Genomic DNA, 15089 nt, shown 5'->3' with positions numbered 1-15089 from the left:
TCGTTTATTGCTTCTTGTTGTCCGGACTGCTAGGGCCGGCGGAATTCCCGGGGCCGATCGTGCTCCCCGGCTTCCCGCTGTCCCCCTGCGTACCGAACGGTAGGACGTCCGATCCTTTTTGCGGAGATTCCACTGCGCCGTTGAACGCTTGCAGATAATAAATATCTCGATTATCAACCGTAATCCGCCAGTGCGGGAACATCGGCTGCGTCTGCGAGTTGTATGGCTGCCCGTGATAGCCCAAGCGGACCTCCGTAATTATCGAGCCTTCGCTCAAATAATTGTCCGCCAGCGAACTGACCGCGAGCTGCGCCGGAATCAGCTTCTGCTCCGTCTGCTCCACTCCTGATTCTACTTCAACGTAAGCTTGTCGGTAACTGGTAATTTCTCCATTCTTCTCATTGAGCTCGACATTCACATCGAACAGCGGCAGCTTACCGTACAACTGGTTGAACACATAGACACCACTCTTACTTACGGCAGAATCCAGCTGGTACAGGTTGAAATTCGGGATTTCCGATTGCTTCTGCACTTCTTTGCTGGCTCCTTTGCCTAGCAGCGCACTCATGCTCAGCGGCGTCTTCAACGCCTTCTCCTCAGTCGGCTTGAAATTATCGTCATACTTCACCGTAATAACCTTCAGCTTCATCACATCGGTCGGCAGCTCCGCCGTTAACCGAATGTTCTTGCTGTGGAGCGCCCGGTTCATTTCTTCGAGCGTTCCCGAGACATCGAGCGCGATTTCCGTCTGGTTGGAGCGATTGGTGGACCACAGCTGGAAGCCAAGAATCATATTGAGCAGTAAAAAAGAACAAATCAGAATCGTTTTGGCCCTGCTCCAATTCATGGTCTCACCAACCTTTCCGTAATGGTTTGAATGCCTGCTTGATTATTCGATAAAATCATAGGTCCCATCCCGCAGCTCAAGCGCCCATACCGGCAGCAGTGTCAATGTCTTCTCTGCGACGACCGGACGATAGGCCGGGAAGATTGAGACAATGCTCGAGCGCCGCTGATAATACTGCAGCCGTTCTTCCAGCGCGTCGCCGGACATGAGCTCACCGTCGCGGCGCAGAGCCGTCTTGAGATCAGGAATAATCATCGACCTCTCGAAGCCGGTTACAATTCCCTTCTGTACCTGCAGTTTCATTGAACCGAACCCCTCCGGCTGCGTCGTGACGATCGGCAGAGATTCATAATACTGGCGGAACGTGAAAGCTTGATTCTCAAACAGCTGCTTCTCCGGCGTGCTCGCCACCATATATTTGCCATCCCAGCCGATATGCTGGTTAATGAATTTAATGCCGGCAACCAAATTCTCGAGCACATCGCTTTTGCTTTCCACCGGCGCTACGGGATCGGAGTACGTAATCCACCGCAAATCCCGGTTCAGCTGGAAGCCGCGCTTGCTGTCCGTATAAATCTCGGAACCGTCGCGCTCCTTGAGATACCGGGTAATGCCCGGATCGACGAATAAGCTCTGCTTCAATTGATCCGCCGTTAATTGCGTATAATTGAATGTGAAATTCGGCAGCTTGAGCGGTTTCACCGGCAGGTAATAATCTCCGCTGTTCGTTGATTTGTACAAGTTGGTCACATCGCCGAAAGCGGCGAAATTTTCCACGTCTTTACTCGTGAAGTCGGCCCCGATGACCTCATACCCTACGCCCGGCGAATCCGTAAAGAAGAAGGCACGAACATCCTCGTTATTCCCTTTGGAATAAATCCAAATCCGGGTTACTTTATCGTTATCCGCCGGCAGCTCGCCCTCAATCCGCAGCAATTGCTGAAGCACAGTGAACGGCATGCCGTCATTGAACCGGATCTCGACCCCTTGCTGCTTCGACCTGACGTCCTCCCAGTTCACATTGACCAAATACATCGAAGTTTTGCGGAAGCCTTTGAAACTCCGCTGCTTAATGTTGTCTAGCAACCGCGTATAGTAATAGTTGCTCGGGTAGAGCACAGAATGCTGCTGGTTGCCCAAATGCACGATAATCTGATCGGGGAACAGCATATCCTGCAGCTCGGCCTGCTTTCCGAGCGTCTCCGTTTGCATATAATTGCTCTGTTGGATGGGCTCGATCTTCGGAGGATTATAAGAAGCCAGCAGAAAGCTCTGATACAAAGAGGTTCCAATCAGGACGACAAGCAAGATAGACTTTACACTTTCAATCACAGCTCATCTTCCTCCTCTTGCAGAATCGGCAGCGTGAAGACAACCCGGGTTCCTTGCCCCAGCTCCGACTCCAAGCTGATCGTGCCCCCATGGGCTTTGACTATTTCCCGGGCAATGGACAAGCCTAGGCCCGTACCGCCCATATTGCGCGAACGCGCTTTATCGACACGGTAGAACCGGTCGAAAATCCGGCTCAAATCCTTCTTCGGAATGCCGATTCCGTTGTCCTGGACGGAGATTTCCAGTATATCCTTCTCCAGCCTCCGCGCTTCCAAGCGGATCGTCCCTTCGTCTCCCGTATATTTAATCGCATTCGATACGAGGTTATCGAGTACCTGATCGATTTTATCCCGGTCCAGCCGCAAGCTGGTCACGCCGGGCTCCACGCGAATGAAAATATCGATTTTGCGCTGCTGCAGTTGGAAGGAAAACCGGTCGGCCACCTCCTCCAACATTTCGTTCACCATGGTCTTCGTCTTGCTCATCATCGACTGCTTGGAGTCCAGGCGGGACAAATGCAGGAGATCCGTCACCAGGCGAATCATTCGTTCCGTCTCGCTGCGCGTCACGCTGATGAAGCGCGAAGCCAGCTGAGGCTCTTCAATAGCGCCGTCATCCAGCGCCTCTAGATAGCTCTTGATCGTCGTGAGCGGCGTACGCAGCTCGTGGGAGACGTTGGCCACGAACTCGCGCCGGGCCTGCTCCAGCTTCTCCTGCTCCGTGACATCCTGCAGCACGGCGATGATCCCGCTCTGCCCTTCTCCACGGCGATGAATCGGTGTGAACGTGATTCGTACCGAGAGCGCCTCATCGTCATCGGGGAGCTCCACATCGAGCAGCGTTGTTTGCACTTCGCCGTGAAGCAGCCCTTCAATCGTCTCCTTCGGTATGCCGAGCACTTCGGAGATATCGAGGCCCAGCGTCGCCTCTTCCTCCGTTTGGAGAATTTGCTTCGCCCTCCGGTTCAACACGATGACATGCCCTTTGTCATCCGTTGCGATGACGCCGTCGTTCATATTCGTCAGGATCGAAGCGAGCTTCTCCTTCTCTTCTTCATTGAGCGAGAGCGCTTCCCTTAACCGGTTCATCATGAAATTGAATGTATGCCCGAGCTGCCCGATCTCATCGGTCCCTTGGATATTCACCTGCTGGTCGAAATTCCCTTCCGCGACGGCCGTAGCCTGCCTGGTGATCTCCTTGATCGGATTGGTGATGGTGCTGGTGAGGATTACGCCGAGAATCGCCGTCAAGCCTAGAGCAATCAACGTGCCGGAGATTAGAATCCGGTTAATGGACCGGATGGTTTTGTAGACGTCTTCCATCGAAGCGATCAAGTAGACGGCGCCCAGCACGCGCACGCCGCTGCCGACCGGCTTGGCGATGATCACCTTGCGGTAGCCGTCCTCATCGGTGAAGATCCGTTGATTCTCCTTAATGCCCTGCAAGGCCCGAATGACCTCGGGCTGTGTATTCTTCTGTTTGAGATGATTGGGAACCGACGTCGATATCACGTTCCCGTTAGCATCTATAATTTGAATCTCCGCATTATTAATAGAAAATAAATTGCTGACGAACTCGTTCAAATCCGCGTACGTTTTCTTGCCTTCCGCCGCATTCTTGCTGTCCTGGTCCCCCGTCAAGTAGGAGCCGACGAAGCCCGCCAGCAGCGTCACCTGGCTGTTGCGCGATACCAGGAAGTCATTCTTGAAGTAGGTCTCCACCGTCTTGTAGAAATAAACCCCGATGAGCTGCATCGCAATCAGAATGAGCAGGACATACACAATGATCAGCTTCGCTTGAATCGATTGAAAGAAGCGGATGCCCTTCATGCTTAGAAGCCTCCGGCTTTCGGGCTGCGCATGAGATAACCGAGCCCCCTGCGCGTCATGATGTACTCCGGACGGCTCGGGTCGGTCTCCAGCTTCTCGCGGAGCCGCCGGATCGTCACGTCGACGGTACGAACGTCACCGAAATATTCAAAGCCCCACACCGCTTGCAGCAAGTGCTCGCGCGTCATCACTTTACCGGAATTTTTGGCCAAATATTGAATCAGCTCGAACTCGCGATGCGTCAAATCGAGCGGTGCGCCATCCTTGTACACCATGTACATGTCGTTGTCGATGAACAGCCCGTGAATTCGCATGCCGTTGCGCTGCGTATCCGCCTCGCTCGGCGGTGCCGCTACAGCCTTCGTCTGCCGGCGCAAATGCGCCTTCACACGAGCCAGCAGCTCCCTCGTGCCGAACGGCTTGGTCACATAGTCGTCCGCGCCCATTTCCAGCCCCAGCACCTTGTCCAGCTCCGTATCTTTGGCTGTAAGCATAATAATCGGCGTATTCAGCTTCGAACGTACCTCCCGGCAGACGTCCATGCCGTCCTTCACGGGCAGCATAAGATCCAATAGAATTAGATCGGGCTGCTCTGAGAAAGCAAGCTCGACAGCGCTCCCGCCGTCATAGGCACATATGACCTGATACCCTTCTTTTTCCAAGTTAAATTTCAAAATATCTGCAATCGGTTGTTCGTCATCCACCACGAGAATTTTCCCAAACAAACCTACCACCGCCTAAATAAGGTTAAACAACGGATAAACACTGGATCATCTTATTCGCTGCATACTACTCTCTATTTTATCATATATTCAACTGAAAAGAGACAAGGCCCCCCGAGTTGTCCGGTTTGACCTTGCCTCTTATGTAATTTAACGATTCAAATATTTCAAAGGATTTTCCAAGCTTCCGTTTTTGTGAATTTCTAAATGCAAATGCACGCCTGTGGAATCGCCTGTACTTCCCATAATGCCGATTTTATCGCCCTTCTCGACGATGGTGCCCTCTGTGGTCGTAATTTTGCTCAAGTGGCCATACAGCGTCTCGTAACCGTTCAAATGATTGATAATGATATAATTGCCGTAATCTGATTTGTACCCGGTTTCGACGACTTTGCCGTTATCGGCCGCCATAATATTCTTATTGCCTGTAATATCGATGCCTTTGTGGAGCTTGCCCCAGCGAACGCCGTACGTGCTTGAAATGCTCGGGGAAACGACAGGCCATGCGAACTTCCCTGTGCCCTCGCCTTGGATGACTTTGGTACCCTTCTTCACCTTCGCCGTCACCGGCTGATCGATGATCTCTTCGTCGACCAACTTCTCCTCGGTCATTAAACCGTCGACCTTGGTCACCTGGATCGTCACCTTCTTCAGCCCGTTCTTGCCAGGCGAAATCGGCTGTACAACCCCTACTCGTTGCGAATCATCCTTGATGTACTCGGTATCATATTGAATTTCTTGATTCTGTACGATTTTCTCCGTCGTTTTGACGGATAACGCCGGCTTCAGCACCGTCACATCCAGCTGGCTGCCTAACTTCAGCTTGTCATCCTGGATGCCAGGATTATTATCATAGATGAACTGCTTGGTAATTCCTAATTTCTTCGCGATACAGGAGACACAGTCTCCCTCAACGACCGTATATTTGGCAGGCGTTACATCGCCCGTCGTCAGCTTCTTCACTACATCTTCCGGCTTCGCCAAGTCTTCCGGCTCAATCGGTACTTCCTTCGTATCCACCTGCTGAACGAACTCTACTTTCTCGAGCTCCGAAGGAGCCGTAGAAATATCCTCGCCCTGACTAGCCGACAACGCAGCAACCTTAGAGGCTTCCTTGCCTTTGGGCGTGTAGGGCGCACTCACTTGCGCCAGAATTTGATCAGCCGTCTGCTGATCCTTCACAATAGCAATGGCTTTACCGTCTACCTTCAATTCTACCCCGACCGGTTGGGGCACTAACGCCTTATTCAGCGTTGCAAGGACAGCAGCATCATCCGTTTGCGGTTTGAAAGCCTTTTCAGAGCTGTAGGTGACACCGTTAGTTTTAAGAACGACATGAACGTCTGGGAAATTCTTTTGTACCTCAAGAGGTCTTTGCTGCTTATATTCATCAATTATCTTACTGTCGCTGACGACGCCGATTTCTTTGCCGTTCAGCATAACATGATATACATCTACCATTTTCGCTTGCACGTAGATATGCCCTGCAAACGTTATAACCCCTGTCAGTGCGACTGCACCAACTCCCAGAGCAAGAGACCATTTATGTCGTTTGATTACCGTTAGCGTCGTAGTTGTCGTTAATTCTTCCTGCTGCTTGTCTGATATTGATTCATTTCCGGTCAAGCTTTCTCGCTTCGACTTGAATCTCTCAATGAGATCCTTGACAAAGCGCATACCCCTGAAACCTGTCATGATCTTCTCCCTTTGAACGGTTTTGCATCCATGAAGTAATTATTCACAAGCACCCCAATGATTAATTACTCCAAAATACATAAATAAACCTTGATTAGACATAATATCCATTAAGGATGTCTTCCTTTTGTTAAATTTAACACACTTTCTCTGCCAATTTCAACAAAATACTCGATATCCATGTGATAGATTCGTGTCCACCGCCAAAAGAAGACGCTAAATTTTCATTTTTTTGGTTAAATATCCAATAGATTTTACACCCGATTACGAGAAATGACGAATTAGAGTGAAAATTGAAAGGGGAACTGATGAAATGGAAGTCCAGTTGGAAGCTACATTCACAGATCGACTAACGATGGAGAAAACAGCGGAAATTCTTCGCTCTCAGGGTGTGCTGGACATTAAATTTAATTATGGCGGCGATGCACAAGCTGTCGATCTTGGAGGCAGCCTCGTTCAATCCGTTGAATCCTACGCAGCCGCAGAACCGGCTTATGCGCTAACAGTCAGTGTGGAGAAGTCGCGCTACCGCCAAGCGGAAGACACCATCGTGAAATATGGCGGACAGCTCCATTAACATCACGAGTATTTGTTCAGGATGTCCGTCAGCTGTTTGTATTCCGTCTCGTTTAAATACTTTTTGAGCGTATCGTTCACTTGTTTCAGCTCATCATTCGTAATGCCGTTTTCCAGCAAAACAGACAAGTGCTGCACTTCGTCTTGCGGCAGCTTGGCAACCACAAGCGAAAATATTTTCATCTTATCATCACTGGACAGCGCCTCTTTCTTCTTGGCGAAATCCTCGGTCGACATGACGATTTGCTTATCCTGCTCGTTCGCTTCGCTACTTACTCGCCCCATGACGGCTACAGCATCGTCCTCCGCTCCTCGGGAAGCGCCGCTACCGCTCTCCGTTTCCGGGCTGACGCGGTCAGCCGTACCGGAACTCGGCACGCTTCCTGACGGGCTGGGACTAGGTGCAGGCTGCGTCGGTGCCGGCGATTCCGCCGGGGCAGCTTGCTTCCCCCCGTCTCTACGCATAACTATATTCAAGTCATCTGCCAATCTTGCTGCAAATTCACCAAATTGAATCTTTTTACCCAATGCCGGTATCTGATATTGTCGAAATATATCTTCAACATACATGTTCACCACATACCATGTCGTAAACATTGTGATGGATGTAATAAGCACCGAACTGATGATAATTTTGCCGAGCCATGTCAATACTTTCATTCTTCTGATCACTCCTGCCGTTTGAATCAAATGCCTCTCATAAACCGCTTCCTCCTTCCCAGTATTGACGAATTGAGCACCATTAAATCCCTTCCGGGCAAAAAAAGAAATCCTCTAAGCTGCGATTGCGCCTAGAGGATTTTCATTCATTTTGTCGCTTATGCGTAAATTGGACGAACCAGGTTCGTTTGCTCGCGGTTGCGGCCAACGGAGAAGATGGCGATCGGGATGCCTGTCAGCTGGGAAATGCGCTCCACGTAGTGTCTCGCATTCTCAGGCAGATCGCTGAGCGTACGCGCGCCGGACACATCTTCGGACCAGCCTGGCAGCTCTTCATACACAGCTTCGCATTCGGAAATAGCTTTCAAGCTCGCCGGGTAATGCTCGATGAGTTGGCCGCGGTACATGTAGCCTGTGCAAATTTTTACCGTATCCAGACCTGTCAGAACGTCGATCGAGTTCAAGGACAAGCCTGTGATGCCGCTAACGCGTCTGGCGTGGCGGACAACGACGCTGTCGAACCAGCCGACACGGCGCGGACGGCCTGTTACCGTACCGTACTCGAAGCCTTTCTCCCGGATCCAAGCGCCCACTTCATTGTCCAATTCCGTAGGGAATGGACCGTCGCCGACGCGAGTCGTGTAGGCTTTGGCTACGCCGATGATGTTGTGAATCTTCGTCGGACCTACGCCGGAACCGATACATACGCCGCCGGCCGTCGGGTTGGAGGACGTCACGTAAGGGTATGTCCCTTGGTCGATGTCCAGCATCACGCCCTGCGCGCCCTCGAATAGCACTCTGCGGCCTTGGTCGATGTATTCGTTCAATACGACGGATGTATCTGTCACATAAGGACGAATGATCTCTGCATAGGCGAGGTACTCCTTCAGAATCGGCTCGACATCCAGCCCTTTGGAGCCGTACACTTGCTCGATCAGCACGTTTTTCTCCGCGACGATGCGTCTGAGCTTCAATTCGAACTCTTGCGCATCCATCAGATCGGCAATCCGAATCCCGTTGCGCGCCGCTTTATCCATATAGCAAGGTCCGATCCCTTTGCGTGTCGTACCGATCTTGCTGTCGCCTTTGCGGTCTTCTTCCAGACCGTCCAGCACCAAGTGATACGGCATAATGACATGCGCGCGGTCACTGATATGCAAATTTTTGGTGGAAAAACCATTATCATGAATGTAGTTAATTTCTTCAATAAGTGCTGCGGGATTAATGACCATACCGTTCCCGATCACACAAGCTTTCTCTTGATAAAAAATACCGGAAGGAATCATCGTCAGCTTGTACTTCTTGCCGCTGATAATGATCGTATGGCCTGCATTGTTACCACCTTGGTAACGAGCGACAACCTCAGCGGATTCCGCCAGGAAATCCGTGATCTTACCTTTTCCTTCATCTCCCCATTGTGTTCCGACAACAACAACCGTTGACATATGCACTTACCTCCGTACGGTGACGAGTCACCCATAATGAGCCGATTTGGCTTTCGTACCACAGATTAAGGTGGACCTCATTAAAGCGCTAAAGCGCGAAGCGTCCACGGTTCACCGAAGGATCAATTCGGTCTCTTCGGCAGCCATCTGCAGGAAGGGGACCTACCCATCGGCATGAAAAACGACCTTAACTCGCAGCTGCCCTGCGTGATGCAGTTGTACAGGCAGTCGAACAAGGTTTTTTTCACCGTCTCTAGTGTAGCAGTCCCCTTTCGCAAAGTCAATGAAAAACGAACAATTATTAATGCACCTGTATAATCGTTCGGAAATTGTACATACTATGAAGTTGGCATAAAAAAAAGCAGCAGGGCGTCAATGCCCGGCTGCTTCCTGATGGGTTCGATCCATATTAACGAACTTGTTGAACTGCTTCAAGAACGCCAGCTCGACCGTGCCTACCGGACCGTTACGCTGTTTGGCGATAATGATCTCGATAATGTTCTTCTTCTCGGATTCTTTGTCATAGTAATCGTCACGGTACAAGAACGCGACGATGTCGGCATCCTGCTCGATGGAGCCGGATTCCCTAAGGTCCGACATCATCGGACGCTTGTCCTGCCGCTGCTCGACACCCCGGCTCAGCTGTGAGAGCGCGATAACCGGCACGTTCAGCTCACGGGCGATCTGCTTCAACGTACGGGAGATCTCGGAGACCTCCTGTTGACGGTTGTCGCCTTTGCCGCGGCCCGCGATGAGCTGCAAGTAATCGATCAGGATCATCCCGAGGCCCCTCTCCTGCTGGAGACGGCGGCACTTCGCGCGGATATCGGCGACGGTAATTTGCGCGGAATCGTCAATGAAGATATTCGCCTCCGACAAGGCGCCGATCGCCATCGTCAGCTTCTCCCAGTCGTCCCCTTCCAGGTTCCCCGTCCGCATGCGGTTCGCATCGACGTTCGCCTCCGCGCAGACCATACGTTGTACGAGCTGCGCGGCGCCCATCTCGAGCGAGAAGATCGCGACGGTTTCCTTGGCGCGCACGCCGACGTTCTGCGCCACGTTCAGCGAGAAGGCGGTCTTCCCTACGGAAGGACGCGCCGCCAGAATGATAAGGTCGGAGCGCTGGAAGCCCGACGTCATCTTGTCCAAGTCGATGAATCCTGACGGGATGCCTGTGGAGCTTCCTTTATTCGAGTAGAGCGACTCGACCTTCTCGAATACTTCCATGAGCACGTCGCGAATGACGACGAACCCGCTGGAGCTGCGGCGCTGCGAAATCTCTAGAATTTTCGCCTCGGCCTCGCTCAACATGGACCCGACATCGTCCTCGTTGGCGTAGCCGTTGGTGACGATCTGGGTTGCAGTGCGGATCAAGCGGCGGAGCATCGATTTCTCTTCGACGATCGCCGCGTAGTAATCGATGTTCGCCGCCGTCGGCACCGCGTTGGCGAGCTCGGACAGGTAGGTGACCCCGCCGATCTCCTCCAGCAATTGCTTGTTCTGCAGGCGCGCCGTCAGCGTGACCAGGTCGACCGGCTCCTGCTCTTCCGCCAGCTCGACGATCGACTCGAAGATGCGCTGATGTGACCCCCGGTAGAAGTCGTCGCTCGTGATTCGTTCCATAGCGGTAATCAATGCTTCGCTATTGATCAGAATTGCGCCGAGCACCGCCTGCTCGGCTTCTATATTTTGTGGGGGTATGCGATCCATAAACATATTATCTCCGCTCATGCTACAGTACCCGCCTTTCTTTTCGTAGTTTAATAGATTGTGAGGCAATGTCACCCGACAATAGAGAAGAGCCCCTCCTAGGGACTCTCATCGGTCTTTCTCTGTCACTTACTTCTCTTCCAATACTTGCACGTTCAAACTTGTTGTAACCTCCGTGTGAAGCTTCACAGGCACTTTCGTTACGCCCAGCGTACGAATCGGCTCATCCAGAACAATTTTACGTTTGTCGATGGCAATCTTGTACTGCTTCTCCAGCACTTCAGCGATCTGCTTGCTCGGAATCGCTCCGAACAACCGTCCGCCTTCTCCGGCTTTCGCTTTAATTTGTACGGTCATTTCGCTCAGCTTCTCGCCCAGCGCCTGCGCTTCAGCCTTCTCTTGCTCCTTGCGGCGCTGTTCAGCCTTCTTCTGATTATCAAGCACTTTCACCGATCCTGCCGTCGCGGGAGCTGCCAGCCCCTGCGCAATCAGGAAGTTCTGTGCGTAGCCTTCCGATACTTCTTTCACTTCGCCTTTTTTCCCTTGGCCCTTTACGTCTTTCAAAAAGATTACTTTCATTCGAAAAGTCCCTCCTCTTCCTGTATTTCATCTAATACTTTCTTCAAACGGGTCGTTGCTTCCTCTAAGGTCACGCCATCAAGCTGCGTTGCCGCGTTGGTCAAATGTCCGCCGCCGCCCAGCCGCTCCATCACGATCTGGACGTTCATCTGCCCCAGCGATCTCGCGCTGATCCCGATCAATCCGTCCGGCCGCTCCGCGATGACAAAGGAAGCCATAATATTCGTCATATTCAACAATGTATCAGCAACTTGCGCAATCATCAACTGAGAATATTTGCGATTAGGCTCAGCAACTGCCAATGCGACGTGCTCGTGGATCGTTTCCGTATGCTTGATCACTTCCGCGCGTTCGATGTAGGAGCCGAGATCCTCCTTCAGCAAGCTCTGAATCAATGCGGAATCGGCACCGTTACGGCGCAAGTAAGACGCGGCCTCGAAGGTTCGCGCTCCGGTTCGCAAGCTGAAGCTCTTCGTGTCGACCACGATGCCCGCGAGCAGCGTCGTCGCCTCCAGCACCTCCATCGTCAGCTTCTCATTGATGTACTGGAGCAGCTCCGTCACGAGCTCGCACGTAGAGGACGCGTACGGCTCCATATAGACGAGCGTCGCATCGTGGATGAATTCCTCGCTGCGGCGGTGGTGATCGACCACCACGACCCTGTGGGTCTGCTGCAGCAGCTTAGGCTCGGCGACCATGGACGCCTTGTGCGTGTCCAGCACCACGGCCAGGGACCGCTGGGTCGTAATCTGCATCGCTTGCTCCGGCGTAATGAACCAGCGGTGCAGCCGCTCATCGCCGGCGATCGTTTCCATCACCTTCTGGATCGATGGGTTAATGCCTTCCAGCACGATGTAGCCTTCCTTGCCGACGACCTGCACCGCCTTCAGCACGCCGATCGACGCGCCGATGCAGTCCATATCGGGGAAGCGGTGCCCCATGATCATGACCTTGTCGCTATCCTTCATCAGATCGCGCAGCGCATGCGAGATGACTCTGGCTCTGACCCGGGTGCGCTTCTCTACGGCATTCGTTCTCCCTCCGTAGAAGGATAACCGCTGGCCGACCTTAACGGTGACCTGATCGCCGCCGCGGCCCAAGGACATATCCAGACTCATCTGCGCCTGTTGGCCGATCTCCGTTAGCTGCTCGGCTCCCGATGCGATCCCGATGGAGAGCGTCATCGGGAGCTTGTTCTCGATCGTCAAATCCCGCACGTCGTCCAAGATCTCGAAGCGCGTCTGTTCCAGCTGACGCAGCGCCTTCTGGTCCATCAGAATCAGGAAGCGGTCCGATGACGTCCGGCGCAAGTACAGCTGATGCTTCTGCGCCCACTCCGTAATCTCGCCCGTTACCTTGGCCAGCATAATGCTGCGCGTCTGATCGTCCAGCCCCTGCGTCGACTCTTCGAGATTATCCATCATAACGATTCCGATCGCCGTCTTCTCATCTTCATATTTCTTCGCCAGGTTGGCCTGCTCCGTGATTTCGCGGAAATACAGCAGCCGCTCCTCCGGGCGAATCCACACTTGATAGATCAGCTTGCCGATCGTCAGGTCCACCTTCTCGTTCTTGTCCTTCCGGCTTTTCAAATCCGGCAAGCACTCGTAGAGCGGTTCCCCAATGACGGAATCCTGCCCCAACATTTTCGCCACAAAAGGGTTATGCCATTCGATTCGCTTCTCTTCATTGTACAGGATGATCCCGATCGGAAGGCCGCTCATGACTTCATTGCCTGCCTTCTTGACACGATGGGAGATCGTCCCTAAGTACGTATTCAGCTCTCTGCGGAAAGCCGCTTCCGCCTGCAGGGTGAAATACGCCAACAACCCGCAGATCAGGAAGGCCGTAACGCCCAGCCACCATTTGAACATATAAATCGTTGCGGTCATCAGGATGAGCAGGACGAAAATCCACACAATGTGTTGACCATGCCACCGCTTTAAAAGGAACTTCGGCATTCGAACTAGCTCCTAATCCTATAAATTTTTCTTGAATCGTTCACGGATTGGAAACGCAACATCAAATACCCCTAGTAAGCTGTAAACGATAAAAAGTGGAGGCATGAAGCAGACGAGAATGATCGCCAGAATCGGGAGTACCGGCTTCCACCTGTTGGTATGGGCAATAAAGAATAGAAAGCCTATGGCTTGAATCGCGAATGCCAGCATCAATAGCGGCATGGCGTTCATCAGCAGCGTAGGGATTAGCGCCGTGGATGCCGGGTTCATGAACATATCCAATACGAACACGACCAGATAAATCCAGACGAGGGATTTCTGCAGCATCCATTCCCGCATCGGCCGCAGGCCCGGGATGCCTTCCCCTGTCTTATTCAGCAGCCAGCGGCTGATCCCGTGGGTTACGAAGGTGAAGAACAATGCTACGAAAATCAAGTACAATGGGATCACTTGCACGATGAAGTTCACGTACCAGTCTTGATCCTTCGGCAGCACCTCGCGAATGCCCGGAGGCATGCTGGCGATGCTGTCGATCATGAAGCCCTTGAACTTCGCTACCGGATCGAACCCAAGCATATATCCGATAAGCAAGCTCAGCAGCGCCTCAGCCAAGATCGTGACGATCCCTGCCGTCAGAACGGACCGCGCCGGCGCCTTCCGCTTATACAAGTTGCCCATGACCAGCACCGGCGGCAGCATGAACAGCGATACCGATATCAGGGATATGCCATGCCACTGTGTCAGCAAATAGACGACTAGCAAGCTAAGCACATAGCTGATGACGAAACGTTTGGTGCTTGATTTCACATATAGCATCAGTACAGGAATCATAAGAAAACTGAATGTGAAAATAATAAAAGGCGTCATTAGAGACAGCAATGAAACAACGGTCACCGCGCTCCAGATGATGCTATGCCAACTTCGATTCCCCAACCGGGCTCACCTCTTACGTAAATGTTCTTCGAGCGATGAAATGTCGCCGTACCAGTCCTCAAGTTGATGGCCCTCTTGGCGGTGTTTTTTCATTTTCTCTGTCATGGCTTCGTCCAAATCTCGATACGATATGCCGAGCCTTCTCCCCAATATGTACCCGCTGGAGATCAAACTGGCTAACCCGTCTACAATTTTGACATGGCTGCCTTCCCATATGCCTTTGAGCAGGTGTGCGACATGATCCACGACTTCCGTCTTGAGCCACTCAATGACTTTGGCCCGTCTGGCTAGGTCAACTTCTTTCTCCCTATTCAGCAACCGTCATCTCTCCCTATCCCCAAAAGACTATTATGTTAATTATACCACAAAAAAGGGGTAAGAAAAGAAAGCCTCTACAGCGCTTTCCGATCCCCCGCGGTGGTCGGTGTAGAGATGACCAGGAACTCGACATCCTCCCCGGAGTCATTGCGTATTTGATGCGGAACGCCCGGCATAATCGTACAACCTTCCTGCATGGTTAACGTCGTTTCCTGACCGTCCACCCACATGACCGCTTCGCCTTTTATAATGAAGAAAAATTGCTTCGCCCTCTCGTGCACATGCTTGATCTCGCTCGTTCCTGCAGGCATGCGCTCCTGGATAATCGTTCTGTCTGCATCCCGCTCCAGAAACCAGCCATCGCAGCTGTCGCCCCATATGTAATGGTCAGCCTGATCCTTGTGAATTTTCATTATTGATCGACAGCTCCTCCACATTTCAAATAAAAAAAGACAGCCGGTTATCAGCTGTCTTTCTAATCT

Annotated in this window: 14 protein-coding genes; 1 reads left to right on the top strand and 13 read right to left on the bottom strand. The window is 52.2% G+C overall.

The window, feature by feature from the left end; all coding sequences use genetic code 11:
- Positions 1-4 precede the first annotated feature (4 nt).
- The 5 genes from yycI to J2X61_RS24925 form a co-directional block, all read right to left on the bottom strand.
- Entirely contained in the window at positions 5-847 is an 843-nt protein-coding gene (gene yycI, locus J2X61_RS24945) for a two-component system regulatory protein YycI (RefSeq protein WP_274471939.1), read from the bottom strand.
- 42 nt (positions 848-889) lie between these two features.
- A complete protein-coding gene (locus J2X61_RS24940) occupies positions 890-2179 on the bottom strand; it encodes a YycH family regulatory protein (RefSeq protein ID WP_274471940.1) in 1290 nt (429 codons plus the stop codon).
- Complete coding sequence (gene walK, locus J2X61_RS24935) at positions 2176-4008, bottom strand: cell wall metabolism sensor histidine kinase WalK (RefSeq protein WP_274471941.1); 1833 nt, start codon at positions 4006-4008, stop codon at positions 2176-2178. The genes J2X61_RS24940 and walK overlap by 4 nt, the downstream gene beginning before the upstream one ends.
- A gap of 2 nt (positions 4009-4010) precedes the next feature.
- Positions 4011-4733, bottom strand: coding sequence for a response regulator YycF (gene yycF, locus J2X61_RS24930; protein WP_274471942.1), 723 nt, complete (start codon positions 4731-4733; stop codon positions 4011-4013).
- A gap of 147 nt (positions 4734-4880) precedes the next feature.
- Positions 4881-6407: a peptidoglycan DD-metalloendopeptidase family protein gene (locus tag J2X61_RS24925; protein WP_310191587.1), complete on the bottom strand. Its 1527-nt coding sequence runs from the start codon at positions 6405-6407 to the stop codon at positions 4881-4883.
- A 331-nt stretch (positions 6408-6738) separates the two neighbouring features.
- Here J2X61_RS24925 and J2X61_RS24920 point away from each other — a divergent pair, with 331 nt between their 5' ends.
- On the top strand, positions 6739-7002 hold the full coding sequence (locus J2X61_RS24920; RefSeq protein ID WP_274471944.1) for a hypothetical protein: 264 nt from the start codon (positions 6739-6741) through the stop codon (positions 7000-7002).
- Between the two features lie 2 nt (positions 7003-7004).
- Here J2X61_RS24920 and J2X61_RS24915 read toward each other — a convergent pair whose 3' ends face one another.
- From J2X61_RS24915 to J2X61_RS24880, 8 genes are all read right to left on the bottom strand, one after another.
- Positions 7005-7661, bottom strand: coding sequence for a hypothetical protein (locus tag J2X61_RS24915; RefSeq protein ID WP_274471945.1), 657 nt, complete (start codon positions 7659-7661; stop codon positions 7005-7007).
- Positions 7662-7819: 158 nt separating this feature from the next.
- The gene (locus J2X61_RS24910) at positions 7820-9106 is read right to left on the bottom strand and encodes an adenylosuccinate synthase (RefSeq protein ID WP_274471946.1); all 1287 of its coding nucleotides are present in this window, start codon (positions 9104-9106) and stop codon (positions 7820-7822) included.
- A gap of 372 nt (positions 9107-9478) precedes the next feature.
- Positions 9479-10822: a replicative DNA helicase gene (dnaB, locus tag J2X61_RS24905; RefSeq protein ID WP_274472005.1), complete on the bottom strand. Its 1344-nt coding sequence runs from the start codon at positions 10820-10822 to the stop codon at positions 9479-9481.
- 123 nt (positions 10823-10945) lie between these two features.
- On the bottom strand, positions 10946-11395 hold the full coding sequence (gene rplI, locus J2X61_RS24900) for a 50S ribosomal protein L9 (RefSeq protein WP_274471947.1): 450 nt from the start codon (positions 11393-11395) through the stop codon (positions 10946-10948).
- Positions 11392-13356, bottom strand: a complete 1965-nt coding sequence (locus tag J2X61_RS24895) for a DHH family phosphoesterase (RefSeq protein WP_310191583.1) — start codon at positions 13354-13356, stop codon at positions 11392-11394. Before J2X61_RS24895 ends, rplI begins: the two co-directional genes overlap by 4 nt.
- 18 nt (positions 13357-13374) lie before the next feature.
- Positions 13375-14289, bottom strand: coding sequence for a DUF2232 domain-containing protein (locus J2X61_RS24890; RefSeq protein WP_274471949.1), 915 nt, complete (start codon positions 14287-14289; stop codon positions 13375-13377).
- Between the two features lie 6 nt (positions 14290-14295).
- Positions 14296-14607 carry a MazG-like family protein gene (locus J2X61_RS24885; protein WP_274471950.1) on the bottom strand — a complete coding sequence of 104 codons (312 nt, stop codon included), beginning with the start codon at positions 14605-14607 and terminating at the stop codon, positions 14296-14298.
- 74 nt (positions 14608-14681) lie between these two features.
- Positions 14682-15020, bottom strand: coding sequence for a cupin domain-containing protein (locus tag J2X61_RS24880; RefSeq protein WP_274471951.1), 339 nt, complete (start codon positions 15018-15020; stop codon positions 14682-14684).
- Positions 15021-15089: the final 69 nt, after the last annotated feature.

The organism is Bacillus sp. 3255, from assembly GCF_031456485.1.
In the GTDB taxonomy this organism is placed as follows: domain Bacteria; phylum Bacillota; class Bacilli; order Paenibacillales; family NBRC-103111; genus Paenibacillus_E.
The sequence above is the reverse complement of the archived record's forward strand: the minus strand, read 5'-3'. Positions and strand labels throughout refer to the sequence as shown.

Coding starts and splice junctions, on each gene's coding strand:
- yycI (WP_274471939.1), bottom strand. CDS start 847: ATGAATTGGAGCAGGGCCAAAACGATTCTGATTTGTTCTTTTTTACTG.
- walK (WP_274471941.1), bottom strand. CDS start 4,008: ATGAAGGGCATCCGCTTCTTTCAATCGATTCAAGCGAAGCTGATCATT.
- J2X61_RS24925 (WP_310191587.1), bottom strand. CDS start 6,407: ATGCGCTTTGTCAAGGATCTCATTGAGAGATTCAAGTCGAAGCGAGAA.
- J2X61_RS24920 (WP_274471944.1), top strand. CDS start 6,739: ATGGAAGTCCAGTTGGAAGCTACATTCACAGATCGACTAACGATGGAG.
- J2X61_RS24915 (WP_274471945.1), bottom strand. CDS start 7,661: ATGAAAGTATTGACATGGCTCGGCAAAATTATCATCAGTTCGGTGCTT.
- J2X61_RS24910 (WP_274471946.1), bottom strand. CDS start 9,106: ATGTCAACGGTTGTTGTTGTCGGAACACAATGGGGAGATGAAGGAAAA.
- dnaB (WP_274472005.1), bottom strand. CDS start 10,822: ATGTTTATGGATCGCATACCCCCACAAAATATAGAAGCCGAGCAGGCG.
- rplI (WP_274471947.1), bottom strand. CDS start 11,395: ATGAAAGTAATCTTTTTGAAAGACGTAAAGGGCCAAGGGAAAAAAGGC.
- J2X61_RS24895 (WP_310191583.1), bottom strand. CDS start 13,356: ATGCCGAAGTTCCTTTTAAAGCGGTGGCATGGTCAACACATTGTGTGG.
- J2X61_RS24880 (WP_274471951.1), bottom strand. CDS start 15,020: ATGAAAATTCACAAGGATCAGGCTGACCATTACATATGGGGCGACAGC.